At 50.5% G+C, this 16,936-nt stretch carries 13 protein-coding genes; 3 read left to right on the top strand and 10 right to left on the bottom strand.

Features of this window, described 5'->3' with window-relative positions:
• Positions 1–42: 42 nt before the first annotated feature.
• Positions 43–858 carry an NAD(+) diphosphatase gene (gene nudC, locus ACJJIT_RS12195; RefSeq protein WP_444885409.1) on the bottom strand — a complete coding sequence of 272 codons (816 nt, stop codon included), beginning with the start codon at positions 856–858 and terminating at the stop codon, positions 43–45.
• 20 nt (positions 859–878) lie between these two features.
• The gene (locus ACJJIT_RS12200; protein WP_444898559.1) at positions 879–2,588 is read right to left on the bottom strand and encodes a hypothetical protein; all 1,710 of its coding nucleotides are present in this window, start codon (positions 2,586–2,588) and stop codon (positions 879–881) included.
• Between the two features lie 372 nt (positions 2,589–2,960).
• Here ACJJIT_RS12200 and nhaB point away from each other — a divergent pair, with 372 nt between their 5' ends.
• Entirely contained in the window at positions 2,961–4,496 is a 1,536-nt protein-coding gene (nhaB, locus tag ACJJIT_RS12205) for a sodium/proton antiporter NhaB (protein ID WP_252085388.1), read from the top strand.
• Positions 4,497–4,609: 113 nt separating this feature from the next.
• Here nhaB and dnaQ read toward each other — a convergent pair whose 3' ends face one another.
• From dnaQ to ACJJIT_RS12220, 3 genes are read right to left on the bottom strand one after another with little or no spacing between them, the layout of a single operon-like run.
• Positions 4,610–5,338, bottom strand: a complete 729-nt coding sequence (dnaQ, locus tag ACJJIT_RS12210; protein ID WP_444898560.1) for a DNA polymerase III subunit epsilon — start codon at positions 5,336–5,338, stop codon at positions 4,610–4,612.
• A gap of 19 nt (positions 5,339–5,357) precedes the next feature.
• On the bottom strand, positions 5,358–5,789 hold the full coding sequence (gene rnhA / locus ACJJIT_RS12215) for a ribonuclease HI (protein WP_444898561.1): 432 nt from the start codon (positions 5,787–5,789) through the stop codon (positions 5,358–5,360).
• 50 nt (positions 5,790–5,839) lie between these two features.
• Entirely contained in the window at positions 5,840–6,628 is a 789-nt protein-coding gene (locus ACJJIT_RS12220; protein WP_444885412.1) for a class I SAM-dependent methyltransferase, read from the bottom strand.
• Positions 6,629–6,852: 224 nt separating this feature from the next.
• On the opposite strand from ACJJIT_RS12220, the gene gloB reads away from it, so the two are divergent.
• Together gloB and ACJJIT_RS12230 are read left to right on the top strand one after the other, a co-directional pair.
• The gene (gloB, locus tag ACJJIT_RS12225; protein WP_444898562.1) at positions 6,853–7,635 is read left to right on the top strand and encodes a hydroxyacylglutathione hydrolase; all 783 of its coding nucleotides are present in this window, start codon (positions 6,853–6,855) and stop codon (positions 7,633–7,635) included.
• A 203-nt stretch (positions 7,636–7,838) separates the two neighbouring features.
• A complete protein-coding gene (locus ACJJIT_RS12230; RefSeq protein ID WP_444898563.1) occupies positions 7,839–9,395 on the top strand; it encodes a LysM peptidoglycan-binding domain-containing protein in 1,557 nt (518 codons plus the stop codon).
• A 93-nt stretch (positions 9,396–9,488) separates the two neighbouring features.
• Here ACJJIT_RS12230 and ACJJIT_RS12235 read toward each other — a convergent pair whose 3' ends face one another.
• The 5 genes from ACJJIT_RS12235 to clpP form a co-directional block, all read right to left on the bottom strand.
• The gene (locus tag ACJJIT_RS12235; protein ID WP_444898564.1) at positions 9,489–11,372 is read right to left on the bottom strand and encodes a SurA N-terminal domain-containing protein; all 1,884 of its coding nucleotides are present in this window, start codon (positions 11,370–11,372) and stop codon (positions 9,489–9,491) included.
• Positions 11,373–11,491: 119 nt separating this feature from the next.
• Complete coding sequence (locus ACJJIT_RS12240; RefSeq protein WP_067086576.1) at positions 11,492–11,764, bottom strand: HU family DNA-binding protein; 273 nt, start codon at positions 11,762–11,764, stop codon at positions 11,492–11,494.
• A 257-nt stretch (positions 11,765–12,021) separates the two neighbouring features.
• Entirely contained in the window at positions 12,022–14,427 is a 2,406-nt protein-coding gene (gene lon / locus ACJJIT_RS12245; RefSeq protein WP_444888609.1) for an endopeptidase La, read from the bottom strand.
• Positions 14,428–14,701: 274 nt separating this feature from the next.
• Positions 14,702–15,988 (bottom strand): ATP-dependent Clp protease ATP-binding subunit ClpX, encoded by a 1,287-nt coding sequence (gene clpX, locus ACJJIT_RS12250; RefSeq protein ID WP_252085380.1) that lies wholly within the window; start codon positions 15,986–15,988, stop codon positions 14,702–14,704.
• Between the two features lie 164 nt (positions 15,989–16,152).
• Positions 16,153–16,794, bottom strand: a complete 642-nt coding sequence (gene clpP, locus ACJJIT_RS12255) for an ATP-dependent Clp endopeptidase proteolytic subunit ClpP (RefSeq protein WP_252085379.1) — start codon at positions 16,792–16,794, stop codon at positions 16,153–16,155.
• Positions 16,795–16,936: the final 142 nt, after the last annotated feature.

Here is a 16,936-nt window from a genome sequence, read left to right on the forward strand (position 1 = left end):
GATACTTAACTCCTCTCTGCCAATTCCTTAAAAACGGAAGGTCTACAGCTTCAATCCACCTGCCAATAAATTGGAAAACGTATGAATCAACTGTCCAGATAAAGTTTGCACTGGCGGAATAGCTGGCAGCGAACGATAGTGGAACCACTGAGCCTCCTCAATCTCATTTGGATCGGGACATAGCTCCCCCCCCTGCCACTCCGCCAGATATCCCAACATCAACTGCCCCGGAAAAGGCCAGGGTTGACTACCGACGTACCTGAGTTTTCCCACCTCAAGTCCAACTTCCTCTCGGACTTCTCGCCTTAAAGCCTGCTCTGCACTTTCACCTGGTTCAATAAATCCAGCCAGCGCGGTATAGGTGATATTTCTTCGATTGGCATGGCGAGCGAGTAGGCACTCCTCCCCACGGGTAACCAACATGATTACGCAAGGAGAAATTCTTGGGTAAACCGTCAACTGACAATTTGGGCAGGTCCTGGCCCTGTCTAGAGAATGGTAATGGGTTTCTGTGCCGCAGCGGCCGCAAAAGCGGTGATCTCGATCCCAATAAGCCACCTGCAGAGCTCGGCCAGCTAAAGCAAATAGATACTCCTCTGTCGAAGTAAGCAGACTACGCAGGTTACGCCAGTCATGCCCATGAATCTCAAACTGAGCTGAAAGTACTCTAACACCGCAACTGCGACCTCCCAGCTCACCGAGATAGTGGCTTGAGATAGCAGTAGTAGGTGGCAGTTGATCCACCTCGTGAATGAACCGGTCTCCACTACAGAGAACCAGGCCCTCCGCTACAATAATTTGCTGGGAGAACTCGGGAGCCTCCCAAACATTTGCGGCAGGCTCAAAACGATCAACCAAAAAGTGACTCCTTTCTCAAGTTAGGCCGTTTCAACAGGACAACCTAGCGCTGCCAAGCTCTCCACTGCAAGATTCAGAGATTGAACATCTGCCTGGCGATGTAGCTTTACTTCGCCCAGGTAGTATTCCAGGCTAATAATCGCATCGGCAAAAATATCCAGCAGCTGCTCCACCTCAGGGGCCGCATCATGCCTATCCACCGAGCTTTCAACAAAGTTCAGCAAACCTTCAACCACGGCCGCGGCACGGCGGAGGTTGAGCACAATCAGCCCCCCTCGAACGGAATTTAAAGTGGTGGAGACATTGCGGATATGCCCGTGATCAAAACCAGAGTCTGCATAGGCAGCCAGCGCTCGCTTGATGAGGGCAAGGCCCGCTTCCGCCTCTTTAAGTACTGCCACCTCGGCCTCGGCCAGCTGGCTGCACTCAAATGCAATATCCGCATGACCGTACTCATCAAGATCAATACTGGTGCTTTGCTTTAACGCCCGCACAGTACTATCTACCATGAGCACTTGGCCTGTAAGCTTTTGCAACGCTGCATCCGCAACGGAGCCACCAGCACCTGCTGCGCTCTGATATTCAGCTATGGCATTACGCAGGCTCTCTCCAATCCGCCTGAAATTAAGCATTTGTAAGGTGCCGGCAACCTTTTGCAGGGTAGTGGTCAGGCCATCATCTTCATCAATACCCGATACACCGATCATCTCGATGTCATCGAGCATTCTCCGCACACTAGACAATTCTTCATCAAGGGCACCCGCAACTGCAGCAATAGCCGTTGCACCAGGGCCACCGAGGCTTGCGCGCTCTCTTTCCAGTTCATCCTCAGTGTATTCGAGTTCCTCCGCAGAAAAAGCATCAAGCAGTTTCTCTCCACTTTTATCAGGGCGTGAAAGAGCCAGCCAATAGATACATTCTTTTAAAAGAATTGGCGGAGCCGGTTGATCCAGGGCCGTATCACACTCTTTCTGTAATGCACGCAGCCAGCGGTCAAACATACTAAAAACCATCACCCGCGAACGGCTGATCCGCATTTCAGCCGCAGCCATGCCGCTAAGTGCCGCTCCAGCTACCAGCCATAGGCGCCCATTGGGGCGGCCTGTGGTAATACTGGCAATACGCTCTAGTGCTCGCGCCATCATCGTGAAAGCGGGGCCCCGAGGCTTTCCACGCAACAGCGCCAATAAACCAACTTGGTACATATGACGAAATCTGCGCACAAAACTGCGAAGATCTTCGGACATTACCGCCGAAGCCCCTAGGCCAGGTATCGAAGCACTTAGATTACAGCTAAAAAAGTGACTCTCTGGCACAGGAGGCTCGGAACGCGCCGCACGTAAATTGTTAATAAAAGGTATTAACAGCTCTGGGCGCGCAATCGCTCGGTTTTGCACGAAGTCAAGATAACGACCCAGCACATAAAAACCCGTACCCAAGGCTTCCATCAGCTCTTCTGTAGGCTGTTGGCGCCCCTCCAGCACCTCGGTCAAAGCGGCGATCTTTTCCTGCGCTAGCAATTCACCCGCATGGAGTTGCACCATTTGTAGCACTCCACTCACTTGCCTAAGAACAGCGACACACTGCTCCAAAGACTGTTTCTGGGTGGTATCTGCTGCAAATTTATCCAAGTGAGCGGCGGCATTGTCTATTGCAACAACCAGCTCGTCCTTGACTACATTGACAGAAGTGACGTTGATCTTGCGCAATTCACTTTTTGCCTGCACCACTACATTCTTCCTGTAACCGAACAAAAAACAACCAACTCCTGTGGAGTAGGCCTAATAAACGGCAATTTATACCAATAGCGAAAAGAGTCCACCTTTCCGCAGACAAATTCCACCGAATATTCGACAAAACCCCCGGCAATAAGGCAGACAGTCCTAAATTACTTGAATTTTCCGGAAAACCCAGTAGCGTTTGCTATTTTGATATTTGCGTCTGTACGCATTTTGTTCTTGCGCACAAAAAACAATCAGTACAAAAATTAACAGCTTTGCCGCAAGGGGAAGAGAAAGGGGAGTAGGCATATCACTGCTATTCGCCAATCAATTCCAACACTCCAATTTGGCCCTTAACTGGGTAAACCATGGAAGTAAATGATGAACACCTACAACAATGCAATTACCGCGTCTGGAAGCGGTTTTGGCCGGGCTTTTGCAGATAATTTTCTCGGTGAGGCTCCGGACTGGTACAAATTAACCATCGCCGCCTTCCTACTTTTAAACCCTCTCCTACTCTATGTCAGCGGCCCCTTCATCACCGGCTGGGTGCTAATCGGGGAATTTATTTTTACCCTGGCCATGGCTTTAAAATGCTACCCATTGCAACCAGGCGGGCTGCTTGCAATCGAAGCCGTGTTGATGGGCATGACCAGTACTGATGCGGTTTACCACGAGGTAGTAGAGAATATAGAAGTTATCTTGTTGCTAATGTTTATGGTGGCAGGCATCTACTTTATGAAGAGCCTGTTACTATTTGTCTTCACCAAGATCCTTATTCATGTAAATTCTAAAAGCCTATTGTCACTATTATTCTGCGCAGTGGCAGCTGTGCTTTCCGCCTTTTTGGATGCACTTACCGTAACAGCTGTTTTGATTGCCGTTGCTGTTGGCTTTTATTCGGTATACCACCGGGTTGCATCACAACAACCCCATCACCACCACAGTCACGATCACTCCAACGATGAGCATGTGGTCGAGTATCACCGTGAGGATTTAGATCAGTTCCGGGCCTACTTGCGCAGCCTGATCATGCACGGCGCTGTCGGTACCGCACTCGGCGGAGTGTGTACCTTAGTGGGCGAGCCGCAAAATCTCCTCATTGCCGAGAAAGCCGGATGGGAATTTGTGCAGTTTTTCCTACAAATGGCTCCAGTGACCATCCCCACCCTGTTTGCCGGACTAATAACTTGCGTAGTCTTGGAAAAAACCAAGGTATTCGGTTACGGCGTACAGCTTCCCCTAGCGGTTAGGGAAGTTTTAGTAAACTTCTCCAAGGAAGAAGAAAGCAAACGTACCAGCGCCCAGGTTGCTGAGCTCTGGATACAGGGTATTGTTGCACTAGTTCTAGTATTCGCCCTGGCCTTCCACGTTGCAGAAGTTGGCATGATTGGCCTGATGATTATTGTATTGCTAACGGCCTTTAATGGGGTGGTTCAAGAAGCTCGTATCGGCCATGCCTTTGAAGAAGCGCTGCCTTTTACTGCACTTTTAGTTGTGTTCTTCGCGATTGTTGCAGTCATTCATCAACAACATCTATTTGAACCCGTGACTCACTTCGTACTATCGCAAAAGCCTGAACAACAACCGGCTTTACTGTTTGTTGCCAACGGTATTCTATCCATGATCAGTGATAACGTGTTTGTCGCCACCGTATATATCAATGAAGTTAAATCGGCTCTCGTTGCTGGCGATATAACTCGGGAGCACTTCGACAAACTAGCTATTGCCATCAATACTGGTACCAACTTACCGAGTGTTGCCACACCTAATGGGCAGGCGGCATTCTTATTTCTTCTGACGTCGGCCCTTGCGCCCCTCATCCGCCTATCCTACGGTCGCATGGTGATTATGGCCCTACCCTATACATTAGTACTCAGTGCTGTAGCTCTGTTTTGTGTGATTTACACCCTCTAGAGAATAATTCGCCGGCAAATACCCAGTATTAGCCGGCAGCCCCAAAGCTATGACCCAATGATAAGAAGAGTAACCAGCAATAAAAAAGCCCGCTTAGCGGGCTTTTTTATTGCTTACCAGAAGTGCTTCCCAGCAGATTTCTGCAACAGCTCAAGCATAGACAGGTGCGCTTCCTGCTCATGTCCCGAAGCCTGGATTACCCTGAGAGAGGGCCGATTCTGCGAAAGCCTGCGAATTACCGATGATACACTCTCCGCCTTTGCCTGCTCACTCTCCTCAGAGCTTTGCCCACCCCCCCCCTGAGCCAACCCCAAATCGGTTTGACCTCCAGTCATCATCAGGTAGACGTCGGCAAGTATCTCCGCATCTAGCAGAGCGCCATGCAGATCTCGCTGTGAATTGTCGACGAAATAACGTTTACACAACGCATCCAGGTTGTTCTTTTGACCAGGATGCTTTTCTCGCGCAAGGGCCAGAGTATCCAACACACTGCAATGAGCATTCACATGCTGCCAGCGTGGACTGCCCAACAACTTTAGCTCGGCATTAATAAAGCCAACATCAAACGGGGCGTTGTGAATAACGAGCTCAGCGCCCTCGCAGAAAGCCATAAATTCATCGGCGATCTGCGCAAAAACGGGCTTATCCGCAAGGAACTCGTTGGTGATACCGTGAACTTCAATCGCCCCATCATCAACCTGCCGCTGGGGGTTGATATATTGATGATAATGACGCCCTGTAAGCTTACGGTTTTCAAGCTCCACACAGCCTATCTCAATAATTCGGTGGCCATTCTTGGGATCTAGGCCGGTAGTTTCGGTGTCCAGTACAACCTGGCGCATAACTCATTCCCCGTCAGAATTACAGCTCATCTATGCCACGGTTGGCTAACTGGTCAGCCCGCTCATTTCCAGGGTGGCCAGCATGGCCCTTCACCCAGTGCCACTCGATCTGGTGCCTGGCAACACTTTTATCCAACTGACGCCAGAGATCGGCATTTTTTACTGGCTTTTTACTCGCAGTCTTCCAACCATTCTTTTTCCAGTTATTGATCCAACCAGTGATCCCCTGCCTTAGATATTGGGAATCGGTATGTAATTCAACCTCACAGGGCTGCTTCAGGGCTTCCAATGCCTTGATCGCAGCCATCAGCTCCATACGGTTATTGGTGGTATGGGACTCCCCTCCACATAACTCTTTTTCATGCTCTCCGTAAACCAGTAGAGCTCCCCAGCCACCTGGACCCGGGTTGCCACGACAGGCGCCATCTGTGTAGATAGTAATTTGCTTCAAAATCAGTGCCAGAAATAGGAGTAAATCAGCTTCTGGAGACTCCCCCAGAGCTATCGCTTCTGATGTTTTCCCCGTGCAGCGACACGGGGACTTGTAGGTGTTGCTACCAAGGCAGGCTTACGCTCAGCGCGCCAATCTATCTTGATTGTCCGCACCCGCGCCACTTCTTTGCGCGCGACTATGATGTAAAAGCCACCCCAAGGCAAGCGCAGGCGATTAGCGAGCCTCTCCATCCAGGCCGACTTAGCGAGTAGCTCACGTTGCTGTAAAGGCAGGCGGAAGAAGCCTCGATGCATCTGTTCAGCCTGGAGATCCAGCAGATTCATCCAGTCAGCAATCCTGGCTGCCCTCAATTGATTGCCTTTTTGATAGGCTCCACGTGAAAATAACAGGCGCGATAGACCCAACAAAGAAAAGGGATTGAACCCCATTAGCAGCATGTGACCGCCAGGTATCAGTACTCGCGCCGCTTCACGCAAAATTTGATGGGGATGAGTGGAAAAGTCCAGCAAATGATGTAAAAGGACCACATCAATTGACTCAGAGGGGAGTGGCAGGTGTTCCATCTCTACAATAGCCGCCCCTTGCTGCTCCGGGCAAACCGCCAAGCGGAAGCAATGATTAATACGGCTAGATGCGGCAAAATCTACGGCATCAGTAACCCCCGCCTGCAATAGATGGTAACCAAAGAATCCTTCAACCAAAGGCTGGGTCAGCGCCAATTGCTGAGAAAGAATCTCCTGCCCTAGACTGCTTGAAAACCAGTGAGAAAGGGCCGGACTGGCTTTGCGCAATAGCGATGACTCTATCGACTCACGAGATCTGGACTTATCAGTCATTCACTCTCCTTAAGAACCAGGCAGAAATCAAATTGATTATCCTGCCCTCCCGTAGCCATCCTTTATGGTGGTTAGCTCTAAATGCTATGCAGTTTAACATCATGTCGATCATTCATTTACGAGACACTATAGAAAGCTTGCTGCTAGGTAAGCACCCTCCTCTTACACCTTTCGGTTAATATCCATGATATCGTTCCGGCATTGAGTTGGCAGGCAGAACAAATATGCTCTCCGTAACCCCTATTTCCGCATTGAATGACAACTATATCTGGCATCTTGAGAAGGATGGTGAGCACTGGGTCGTCGATCCCGGTGAAGCCGAGCCGGTAATCAAGACCTTAGGGGAAGCCCCCCTAAGCGGCATATTAATTACTCATCATCATTATGATCATACAGGCGGCATCAAAACACTGCATAGGCATTACGGGTGCCCAGTGTTCGGCCCCAAATCCATCAAGGGAGTAACCAATCCAATTGCCGACGGGGATACATTTTTACTGTTAGGACTACCAACTGAAGTCCGAGGTATTCCCGGCCACACCCTGGACCACTTAGCGATAATTCTGAAAGAGGAATCTGCTAGCGGCAGTCAGCAGCCTCATCTATTTTGTGGCGATACACTTTTTGCCGCCGGCTGTGGCCGCATATTTGAGGGAACCCCAGAGCAGATGCTCAATTCCCTACAAATGCTAACCAAACTACCAAAACATACCCTTGTTTACTGTGCCCATGAATACACGCTCGGCAACCTCCGGTTTGCCCATACTGTAGAGCCTGGAAATACTGCGGTTAGTGAACGACTAGCCCACACCCAAACCTTGCGGCAATCCGGCGAGCCAACCCTGCCTAGCAGCATTTCCGAGGAACTGGCAACAAACCCTTTCTTACGCTGCCAATTTCCAGAGGTTGCTCAAAGTGGTGCCCATCATCTGGGGCGGGAAACGCCCGAAGAGCTCAGTGAAGTTGAAATATTTTCCAGCCTTCGCGACTGGAAAGACCATTTCTAATAGAGGTGGCCATAACCCCATAAGTCACGACCAGCAGCTTAGTGCCCTCAAATACTGTCTGTTTTTTATCCATCTACATTGACCGAAACTATTCCCACTAATTAGAATCAGAAGGCTATGATCCAATGCTCAGTGTTAGCAAAAAATAAGCGCCTTCGCGCGAGCTGAGTGGGAATTAAAAGAATTACTCGCGGATATCAAACATGGTTCACAAGAATTTTGCCGCAGCATTGCTGGCCGCTACGGTTGGAGCTTGCTCGCAAATACCTGAGACTGGCTCATCTCCCGATAGCGAAAGTCAGCAGACGCAAGAAACCAGCCCTGCAAAAAACCTTGAGATATCTTCCCCTATTTCCACGGAAGCAGCCCCGCCCCCTACAGATATCTGGGAGCGCCTGCGCCGGGGATTTCGCCTCAATCACCGCACCGAAGATCCGAAGGTGCAGGATTACATCGCTTATTTCTCTCGTAATGAAGGCTATATGTCGCGGGTTACAGAGAGGTCTCGCCGCTATATCTTTCATGTTGCAGAGGAGTTAGAGCAGGCAAATATGCCTCTTGAGCTCGCCTTATTACCTATAGTGGAGAGCGCCTACGATCCCTTTGCTTACTCTCATGCACAAGCCTCCGGAATGTGGCAATTTATCCCCGCCACCGGTCGCTCTTTCGGCCTCCAGCAAAATTGGTGGTATGACGGACGCCGAGATGTACATGAATCGACCCGCGCAGCCGTAAAATACTTCAAATACTTATTCGAGCGTTTTGATGGCGACTGGGAGCTTACTCTAGCAGCTTACAATGCTGGGGAAGGAACTGTGCGTCGCGCAATAGAGCGCAACCGCCGCAGAGGACGAGGAACTTCGTTCTGGGAAATCAAGTTACCACGCGAAACAAAACGCTATGTACCACAGCTTCTAGCACTTGCTGAGGTAGTATCCCGCCCAGAGCATTACAAGGTACCTCTACACGAAGTCGCTAACGAACCCTACTATGCCCGCGTCAACGTTGGCAGCCAGATAGATCTTTCCCAAGCCGCAGAGCTTGCTCAAATCGAGTTGGATGAGCTTTATCTACTCAACCCCGGGTTTAACCGATGGGCCACTGACCCCAATGGCAATCACCACCTGCTTATCCCAGTAGAAAGCCTAGAGCACTTTGAGTCGGCCTTGGAAGAACTGCCCGTAGAGCAACGCGTAACCTGGGAGCGCTATACTATCGCCCGCGGAGATACGCTTTCTACCATCGCGCGACGCTATCAGACAACCATCTCTGCCATTCGTGAAGCCAACAAGCTGCGAAACAACAATATTCGCGCGGGTAAAACCCTACTTATCCCTAGCGCCTCTGGTCCAGAGGGCCAGTATGCGTACACCGTAGACCAGAGAGTGAAACAGCGCCAAGCTACTGGCCAAGGGCAGAGGTCGAGCTACACAGTACAACCCGGTGACAGCCTTTGGGCCATCTCGCGCAAACTGAAAGTGAGCGTCAAGGAGCTCGCTCACTGGAATAGCATGGCTCCAGGGGACACCCTTCGCCCAGGCCGGACACTGGTTGCCTACAATGGGGATTCAGGTAGCAGCAACCGTACCACTCGCAAACTCTCATACAAGGTAAGAAGCGGAGACTCCCTCTACCGAATTGCCAATAAGTTCAGTATCAAAATCGACGATATTTTACGCTGGAACAAAATTCCCAAGTCAAAATATCTACAACCCGGCCAGCGTTTAACTCTCTTCGTCGATAGTGCACATAACAGCTAATCTTTTTTCCAAGCGGTATTAACCCCAATAAAAAACCCGGCAAAAGCCGGGTTTTTTATTGGCCAAATTGACCGGCCTATACAGGCTTACCTGCTATTCGCCTGTAGAACTAAGCTCCACTTTGGCCTGATCAGACAGGTAACGGCGAATTGCAGCCAATTCTGCACCACCATTCACTGATGCTAACTGCTGCATCAAGGCTCGGCGCTGCTCCTTACTCTGCTGGGAGAGGTCTCCTGGACGCACATCACGCAATGCCAAAACAATCTGGTTGCCGTTGCTCACTGCAAAAACAGCCAACTCCTCAGAACCTGCCGTAGGCACAGGCATAGAGAAAGCCTTGCTATTAATCTCAGCGCGCTCACCGAAACCACCTCGACGAGTCTTATCACTAGCCTCCAGGGTCAAGCCCTGCTCCTGGGCCAGCTCAGCAAAATCACCGCCAGCTGCCAAACTTTCTTTCAAGCTTTCCGCCTTTTGGGCAAGCTGAGCACTCGCCTTGTCACGCTTCAGAACATCAACAATCTGCTCGCGCACCTCTTCCAGCGGGTAAATACCTGCAGGTTTGGAGTCTGTCACTCGCAATACGACAGAATGCTCATTATTGAGATTCAGCACATCAGAGGTATTGCCGTCCTCCATCACCTCTGGAGAAAAAGCAGCCTCTACTACCTGGCCATTAGCCAGTACCCCACTACCATTTGAGCGAGAGAAAAGACCGCTGGTTTGTAAGGATACCCCTAATTCCTCAGCCGGGCCTTCCAAGCTTTCAGCATTGTAGGCCAGATCTGCCAAGCGACTCAGGGCATCCAAAAACTCTCTTTCCGCTGCCGCAGTACGCAACTGATTTTCAATAGCGCTCTTACGCTCTTCAAAAACCGGCGGCTCACTCTCTTCCACTTCTAAGAGCTTAATAAAATGAGTGCCACTATCAGTGGTAACTGGAGCAGATACCTGCCCAACTTCCAGAGAAGCAAGGGCCTCTTCAAAAGCTTGCGGGAATACATCGCCAGTAGTGAAGCCGAGGTCTCCCCCTTCATCACGGGAACCAATATCCTCCGAGTAACTTTTGGCCAGTTCAGCAAAATCTTCACCGGCGTCGAGTTTCACCTGAATTTCATTCAATTTTTCCTGATCTGCATCTTCCAAAAGAATATGCGCTGCACGACGGCGAAGATCAGAACCAAAATTAGCAAGCTCCAGGTCATATTGAGCGCGAACATCCTCTTCAGAGATATCAATGTTGGAGGCAAAAACCTCCGGAGTCAGCTCAATATACTCAACCGCTACCTGCTCAGGCCGCTGGTATTGACTCTGGTTGGCTTGGTAATACTGCTCAACTTCAGCATCACTAACGTCTGTAGAGGCCAATAACTCCTGCACAGGCAACACAACGTAGGAAAAGTCGCGCTCTTCCATAGAGGCTGCAACTATCTGCTCAGCGTCTTCCTTGGTGGTAAAGGCACTGGCAGTAACGCTATCCGCATATTGTTGCAAAGACAGATCGCCCTCAACAATTTGCGGGAAACTAGCTGTGCTATACCCCATACGGCGTAAGGCATCACGATATAGCTGGGTGTTAAAGGTACCGTTGACCTGGAAGGCCGGAATATCGGTAATCGCCTTATTAACCGCAGCGGTACTCATCACCATACCACTCTCCTGAGCAGCCTGGCGCATGACTGAAGTGGAAATCAATTGGCGTAAAACCGGTTCACGCAGCTGCTCATCACTGATCAAGTCCGCCGGAACATCCTCTCCGTATTGGCTCATGATCATACTGCGGCGGTTTTGTATGGCCCGCTGCAAATCCATATTAGTGATTTTTTCACCATTGACCTCGGCGACCGCGTCGGTGGCACCACCACTGGCACCGGTAAAAAAATCGATTCCCCCAATGACCATAATGAACCCAAAGAATGCCGCAACAATAATGGCTGCCGTTCCCTTCAGGTTATCGCGCATGGACTGAAGCATGCTCAGCTCCGAATTTTCACTCTAATTGTTCAACTGTTAGCAGATACAAAAAAGGCGTATCGAAATTGACACGCCTCTTTGCACTTCGACTTTTACAAGGTTTCGAAGTTCACCGAAACTTAGTTTACGGCGTCTTTCAGGGCTTTACCGGCCTTGAAGTTAGGAATTTTTGCCGCTGCAATTTCAATCGGGTCGCCAGTGCGTGGGTTGCGGCCAGTGCGGGCTGCACGCTCTTTTACTGCAAAAGTACCAAAGCCCACCAAGGCAACCTGATCGCCTTTTTTAAGCGCATCAGTAATGCTGTCAACCATTGCGTCCAAAGCACGGCCAGCTGCAGCTTTAGGAATATCTGCAGACTCAGCAATAGCTTCAATCAGTTCGGACTTATTCACGCTTAATCCCTCTGTTCTTTTAAATATGTTTAGGGCATGCCCTCAGGCAAGGCATCCCTACTCGTAACTTTCTAACCACCGGCAATTTTAGCGCCGGCCAAATAAGGCCCGTTTTATACCAACTGCCCGGTAGCGGGTCAAGGAACCATGCGGGTTTCCGGCCGGTAAGACAAACCTCAGGCAACAAAAATCAATTTTGTGGTTAGATTTTGGTCTTGTAAATTGTTACGGGGTGACAGTTGTCACCCCGAATGCGATTAATGGGTTTGAACGGATCTCTGTGAGCGCTCTTCAGCCTGCTTTTGCAAAGCAGAATATTCCTCATCAGTAAGAGACTCGGGTTTGTGCTCAAGCGCCAACTCAAGAACCTGATCAATCCATTTAACCGGTTTTACCACCAGGTCCTGAAGAATATTGTCGGGAATATCCTTCAAGTCTCGCTCGTTATCCGCAGGAATCAGCACAGTTTTTATACCGCCCCGATGCGCTGCCAATAACTTTTCCTTCAGACCTCCAATTCGTAAAACTTCTCCCCTCAGGGTGATTTCTCCGGTCATTGCCACATCCGAACGAACAGGAATATTGGTCAGTACGGAAACCAGTGCCGTGCACATGGCGATACCCGCAGAGGGCCCATCTTTTGGCGTTGCACCTTCCGGAACATGAATATGGATATCCCTGGTTTCATGGAAATCAGGGCCAATACCGAGCGCCTGGGAGCGCGAGCGCACTACAGTCAAGGCAGCTTGAATAGACTCCTGCATCACATCGCCGAGAGAACCGGTCTTGATCATGCGCCCTTTACCCGGAACAGCAGAGGCCTCAATATTGAGAAGCTCACCGCCCACCTCTGTCCAGGCTAGGCCGGTAACAATCCCGATCTTGTTCTCTTCCTCGGCGCGTCCAAAGTCAAACTTGCGCACACCCAACAACTCTTCCAGTTCCTCAGGCTGCACTATCGCTTTTTTGTCCGAAGGGTTACGGACATGCTCCGTTACAATCTTACGGCAAACTTTGGCAATTTCCCGGTCGAGCCCCCGCACACCTGCTTCACGAGTGTAGTAACGAACGATATCCCGGATTGACTGGTCAGAAAGCTCCAGCTCTTCCTCTTTCAGCCCATTGGCTTTACGCTGCTTGGGTACCAGGTAGCGCTGAGCGATGTTGAGCTTCTCATCCTCGGTATAACCGGGGATACGAATAACCTCCATGCGATCCAGCAAGGGACCGGGGATGTTCATGGAGTTTGAGGTGCACACAAACATCACATCCGAAAGGTCGTAATCCACCTCCAAGTAGTGGTCGTTAAATGTCTTGTTTTGCTCCGGATCAAGTACTTCGAGCAGGGCCGACGCAGGGTCACCACGCTGATCCATACCCATTTTGTCGACCTCATCGAGCAGAAAAAGCGGATTCTTAACGCCGACTTTGGATATTTTCTGTACCAGCTTACCTGGTAAAGAGCCTATGTAAGTGCGTCTATGTCCGCGGATTTCTGCTTCATCACGAACGCCACCAAGGGCCATACGCACATACTGGCGGTTAGTCGCACGAGCGATAGACTGCCCGAGTGAGGTCTTACCAACCCCGGGAGGCCCAACCAGACAAAGGATCGGCCCCTTCACTTTCTTGACACGTTTTTGCACAGCAAGATATTCGAGGATGCGCTCTTTCACCTCTTCTAGGCCATAGTGCTCTTTCTCGAGAATCTCTTCGGCTTTCTTCAGGTCATGTCGTACGCGGCTAGCTTTTTTCCAAGGAAGGCTCAACATCCAATCAATGTAGCTACGCAATACCGATGCTTCTGCCGACATGGGCGACATCATTTTCAGCTTGGCCAGCTCGGCACGGGTTTTCTTTTCCGCCTCTGCAGACATTCCTGAATCTGCAATCTTGTTTTCCAGCTCCTCAATTTCATTGGGCTCTTCGGTAATTTCGCCCAATTCTTTTTGAATCGCCTTCATCTGCTCATTGAGGTAGTACTCGCGCTGGCTCTTTTCCATCTGCTTCTTAACACGGCCGCGAATACGCTTCTCCACCTGTATCAGGTCGATCTCGGAATCCATCAAGCCGAGCAAATGCTCCAGCCGCTCTTTGACATTGGAGGTTTCCAGCAGCTCTTGTTTCTGAGCCAGCTCGAGGGACATGTGCGCGGAGATGGTATCCGCCAAGCGCCCCGGCTCATCAATGCCAGACAGCGAGGTAATAACCTCATTGGGGACCTTCTTACTGATGGAGACATACTGCTCGAACTGAGACATAACCGAGCGCACCAAGGCTTCAGCCTCTCCCTCGGACAGCTCAGTAGTTTCTATAGGCTCGACAGTAGCCTCAAAGTGATTATCGTGCTCGGCAACATCGAGGATATTGACCCTCTCCCCCCCTTCCACAAGCACTTTCACAGTGCCATCTGGAAGCTTGAGAAGCTGCAGAACACTGGCAATAGTACCAACGCGATAGATGTCCTCGGCGCCAGGGTCATCTTCCGATGCTCTCCTCTGGGCTACGAGTAGCACTTGCTTATCCCTGCGCATGGCCTCTTCCAGAGCCTCAATGGATTTTTCCCTGCCGACGAACAGCGGAATCACCATGTGGGGGTAAACAACAACATCGCGCAATGGCAATAACGGATATTCAAGCTTGGTGTCGGATGACTGATCCATAGAACTCCTCTCGGCCCTATCACTGGGTATTTGGCGCGGCATCATGCTGCTGTTGAAATTGACAGCTTAATTTGGGCCACCGCCCGTCAGTTGCTAGAGATGGGGGGGGAGAGCCCGGAATACAAGTCTAATCTCGCGACCAATTTGTGCCGAATTCAACTGAATACTGGCTGGCCGCTGGTAGTTAAGCATGTCAAACAGGTAGAAAAGATAGATTTGAATAACAATTGGCTATAAAAAAAGCCCCACAAGTGGGGCTTTTTAATATGGGGAGTTATTCCTCTGGCGCCGCCTTTTGCGGCTGGCTTTCACTTTCGTAAACCAACAGCGGTGCCGACTCCCCCTTGATCACCGCCTCATCGATAACGACCTTAGCGACATCATCAGAAGATGGAATATCATACATAGTTTCCAGTAACACCGACTCCATGATAGAGCGAAGTCCCCGGGCACCAGTTTTGCGCTCCATAGCCTTAGTAGCCACAGCATCCAAGGCGTCTGGACGGAAGTCCAGCTCTACATCTTCCATTTCGAAGAGTTTTGCATACTGCTTGGTCAGAGCATTGCGCGGCTCAGTGAGAATTTGCACCAGAGCCTCGCGATCGAGCTCCTCCAGGGTCGCGGTAACCGGCAGGCGCCCAACAAACTCTGGTATAAGACCATAGCGAACCAGGTCTTCTGGTTCGAGGTCACGCAGAATTTCACCAAAGTTACTGGTTCCATCCTTAGACTTCACTTCAGCGCTAAACCCAATCCCCCCCTTCTCTGAGCGATCGCGAATCACCTTGTCTAGGCCCGCAAAGGCACCGCCACAGATGAACAGGATGTTAGAGGTATCCACTTGCAGGAATTCCTGCTGCGGGTGCTTACGACCGCCCTGAGGGGGAACGGAAGCCACAGTACCTTCAATCAGTTTTAGCAGTGCCTGCTGCACACCCTCACCAGAGACGTCCCGGGTGATGGATGGGTTATCGGATTTACGTGAAATCTTGTCAATTTCATCGATGTAGACAATTCCCTGCTGGGCCTTCTCAACATCGTAATCACACTTTTGCAGCAGCTTTTGGATGATATTTTCTACATCCTCACCGACATAGCCAGCCTCAGTAAGAGTGGTGGCATCGGCGATGGTAAACGGCACGTTCAGCAGCCGCGCAAGGGTTTCAGCCAGCAGGGTTTTACCGCTACCAGTTGGCCCCACCAGAAGAATGTTGGACTTGCTCAGCTCAACATCATCTTTGCCTTTAACGCCAGTTTTACTACGCAGGCGCTTATAGTGGTTGTAAACCGCAACCGCCAGGACACGCTTGGCCCTCTCCTGGCCAATCACGTACTGGTCCAAAATCTCGGTGATTTCACGCGGCGTGGGTAGGCGCCCCTCCGGGCCCTCCGCAGTCTCCTGGACCTCTTCTCGAATGATATCGGTGCAGAGCTCGACACACTCATCGCAGATAAAGACTGACGGCCCAGCAATCAGCTTCCGCACCTCCTGCTGGCTTTTGCCACAGAAGGAGCAGTACAGCAATTTGCCGCTATCTTCTCCGCTGCTTTTGTCGGTCATCAAAATACTCCGTGGTCACTGGCCTACCAGGGCCTTTAATTCAGCTATTACAGCAAGATGCTGTCTCTTGGCGTTTTTTTCAAGCCCCCTCTGCCTGAGAAATGACTTTGAAAGAACTCAGGTTCTCTCTTCACGCCTTTAGCAAAATATTTTTGCTGATAGTGTTACTTTTCAAGAGCCTGACGGCGAGAAAGTACATCATCCACTAGACCATACTCCTTCGCCTCATCGGCACTCAGGAAGTGGTCACGCTCAGTATCTCTCTCAATATCACTGACCGGACGGCCAGAATGGTGGGCCATCAACTCATTCAGGCGATGACGAATTTTGAGGATTTCCTGAGCGTGAATATGAATATCGCTAGCCTGTCCTTGAGCGCCACCACTGGGCTGATGGATCATCACCCGTGAATTGGGGGTGGCAAACCGCTTACCTGGCGCTCCTGCCGTCAGCAGGAAGGCTCCCATGCTGCAAGCCTGACCAATACACATGGTGCTCACATCCGGCTTGATAAACTGCATGGTGTCATAAATGGACATACCTGCAGTTACAGATCCACCGGGAGAGTTGATATACAGATGAATGTCTTTATCAGGATTTTCTGCTTCGAGAAACAGCAACTGGGCAACCACCAGATTAGCCATGTGGTCTTCCACGGGGCCAACCAAGAAAATAACCCTTTCCTTCAATAGACGTGAGTAGATATCAAAGGAACGCTCACCCCTGGCAGTTTGTTCTACCACCATGGGCACCAAACCAGTCGCTAAGGGGTCAATTGAGGCTTGGGGATAATCGATTCGTGCCATAGGTACCATTGCTTCCTTTTGTGGCGTGTTCGGCAGGCCAGCATGCAAGCGCTAGGCGCCCGTGCTGAAAATTAGGTTTTCAGAGCTTAACCGGTCAGGCAGGATAAAGCCAGCCGGTAAAAAGGAAGGAGATGCAACGACG

The organism is Microbulbifer mixtoriginis (SeqCode) (genome assembly GCF_052467515.1).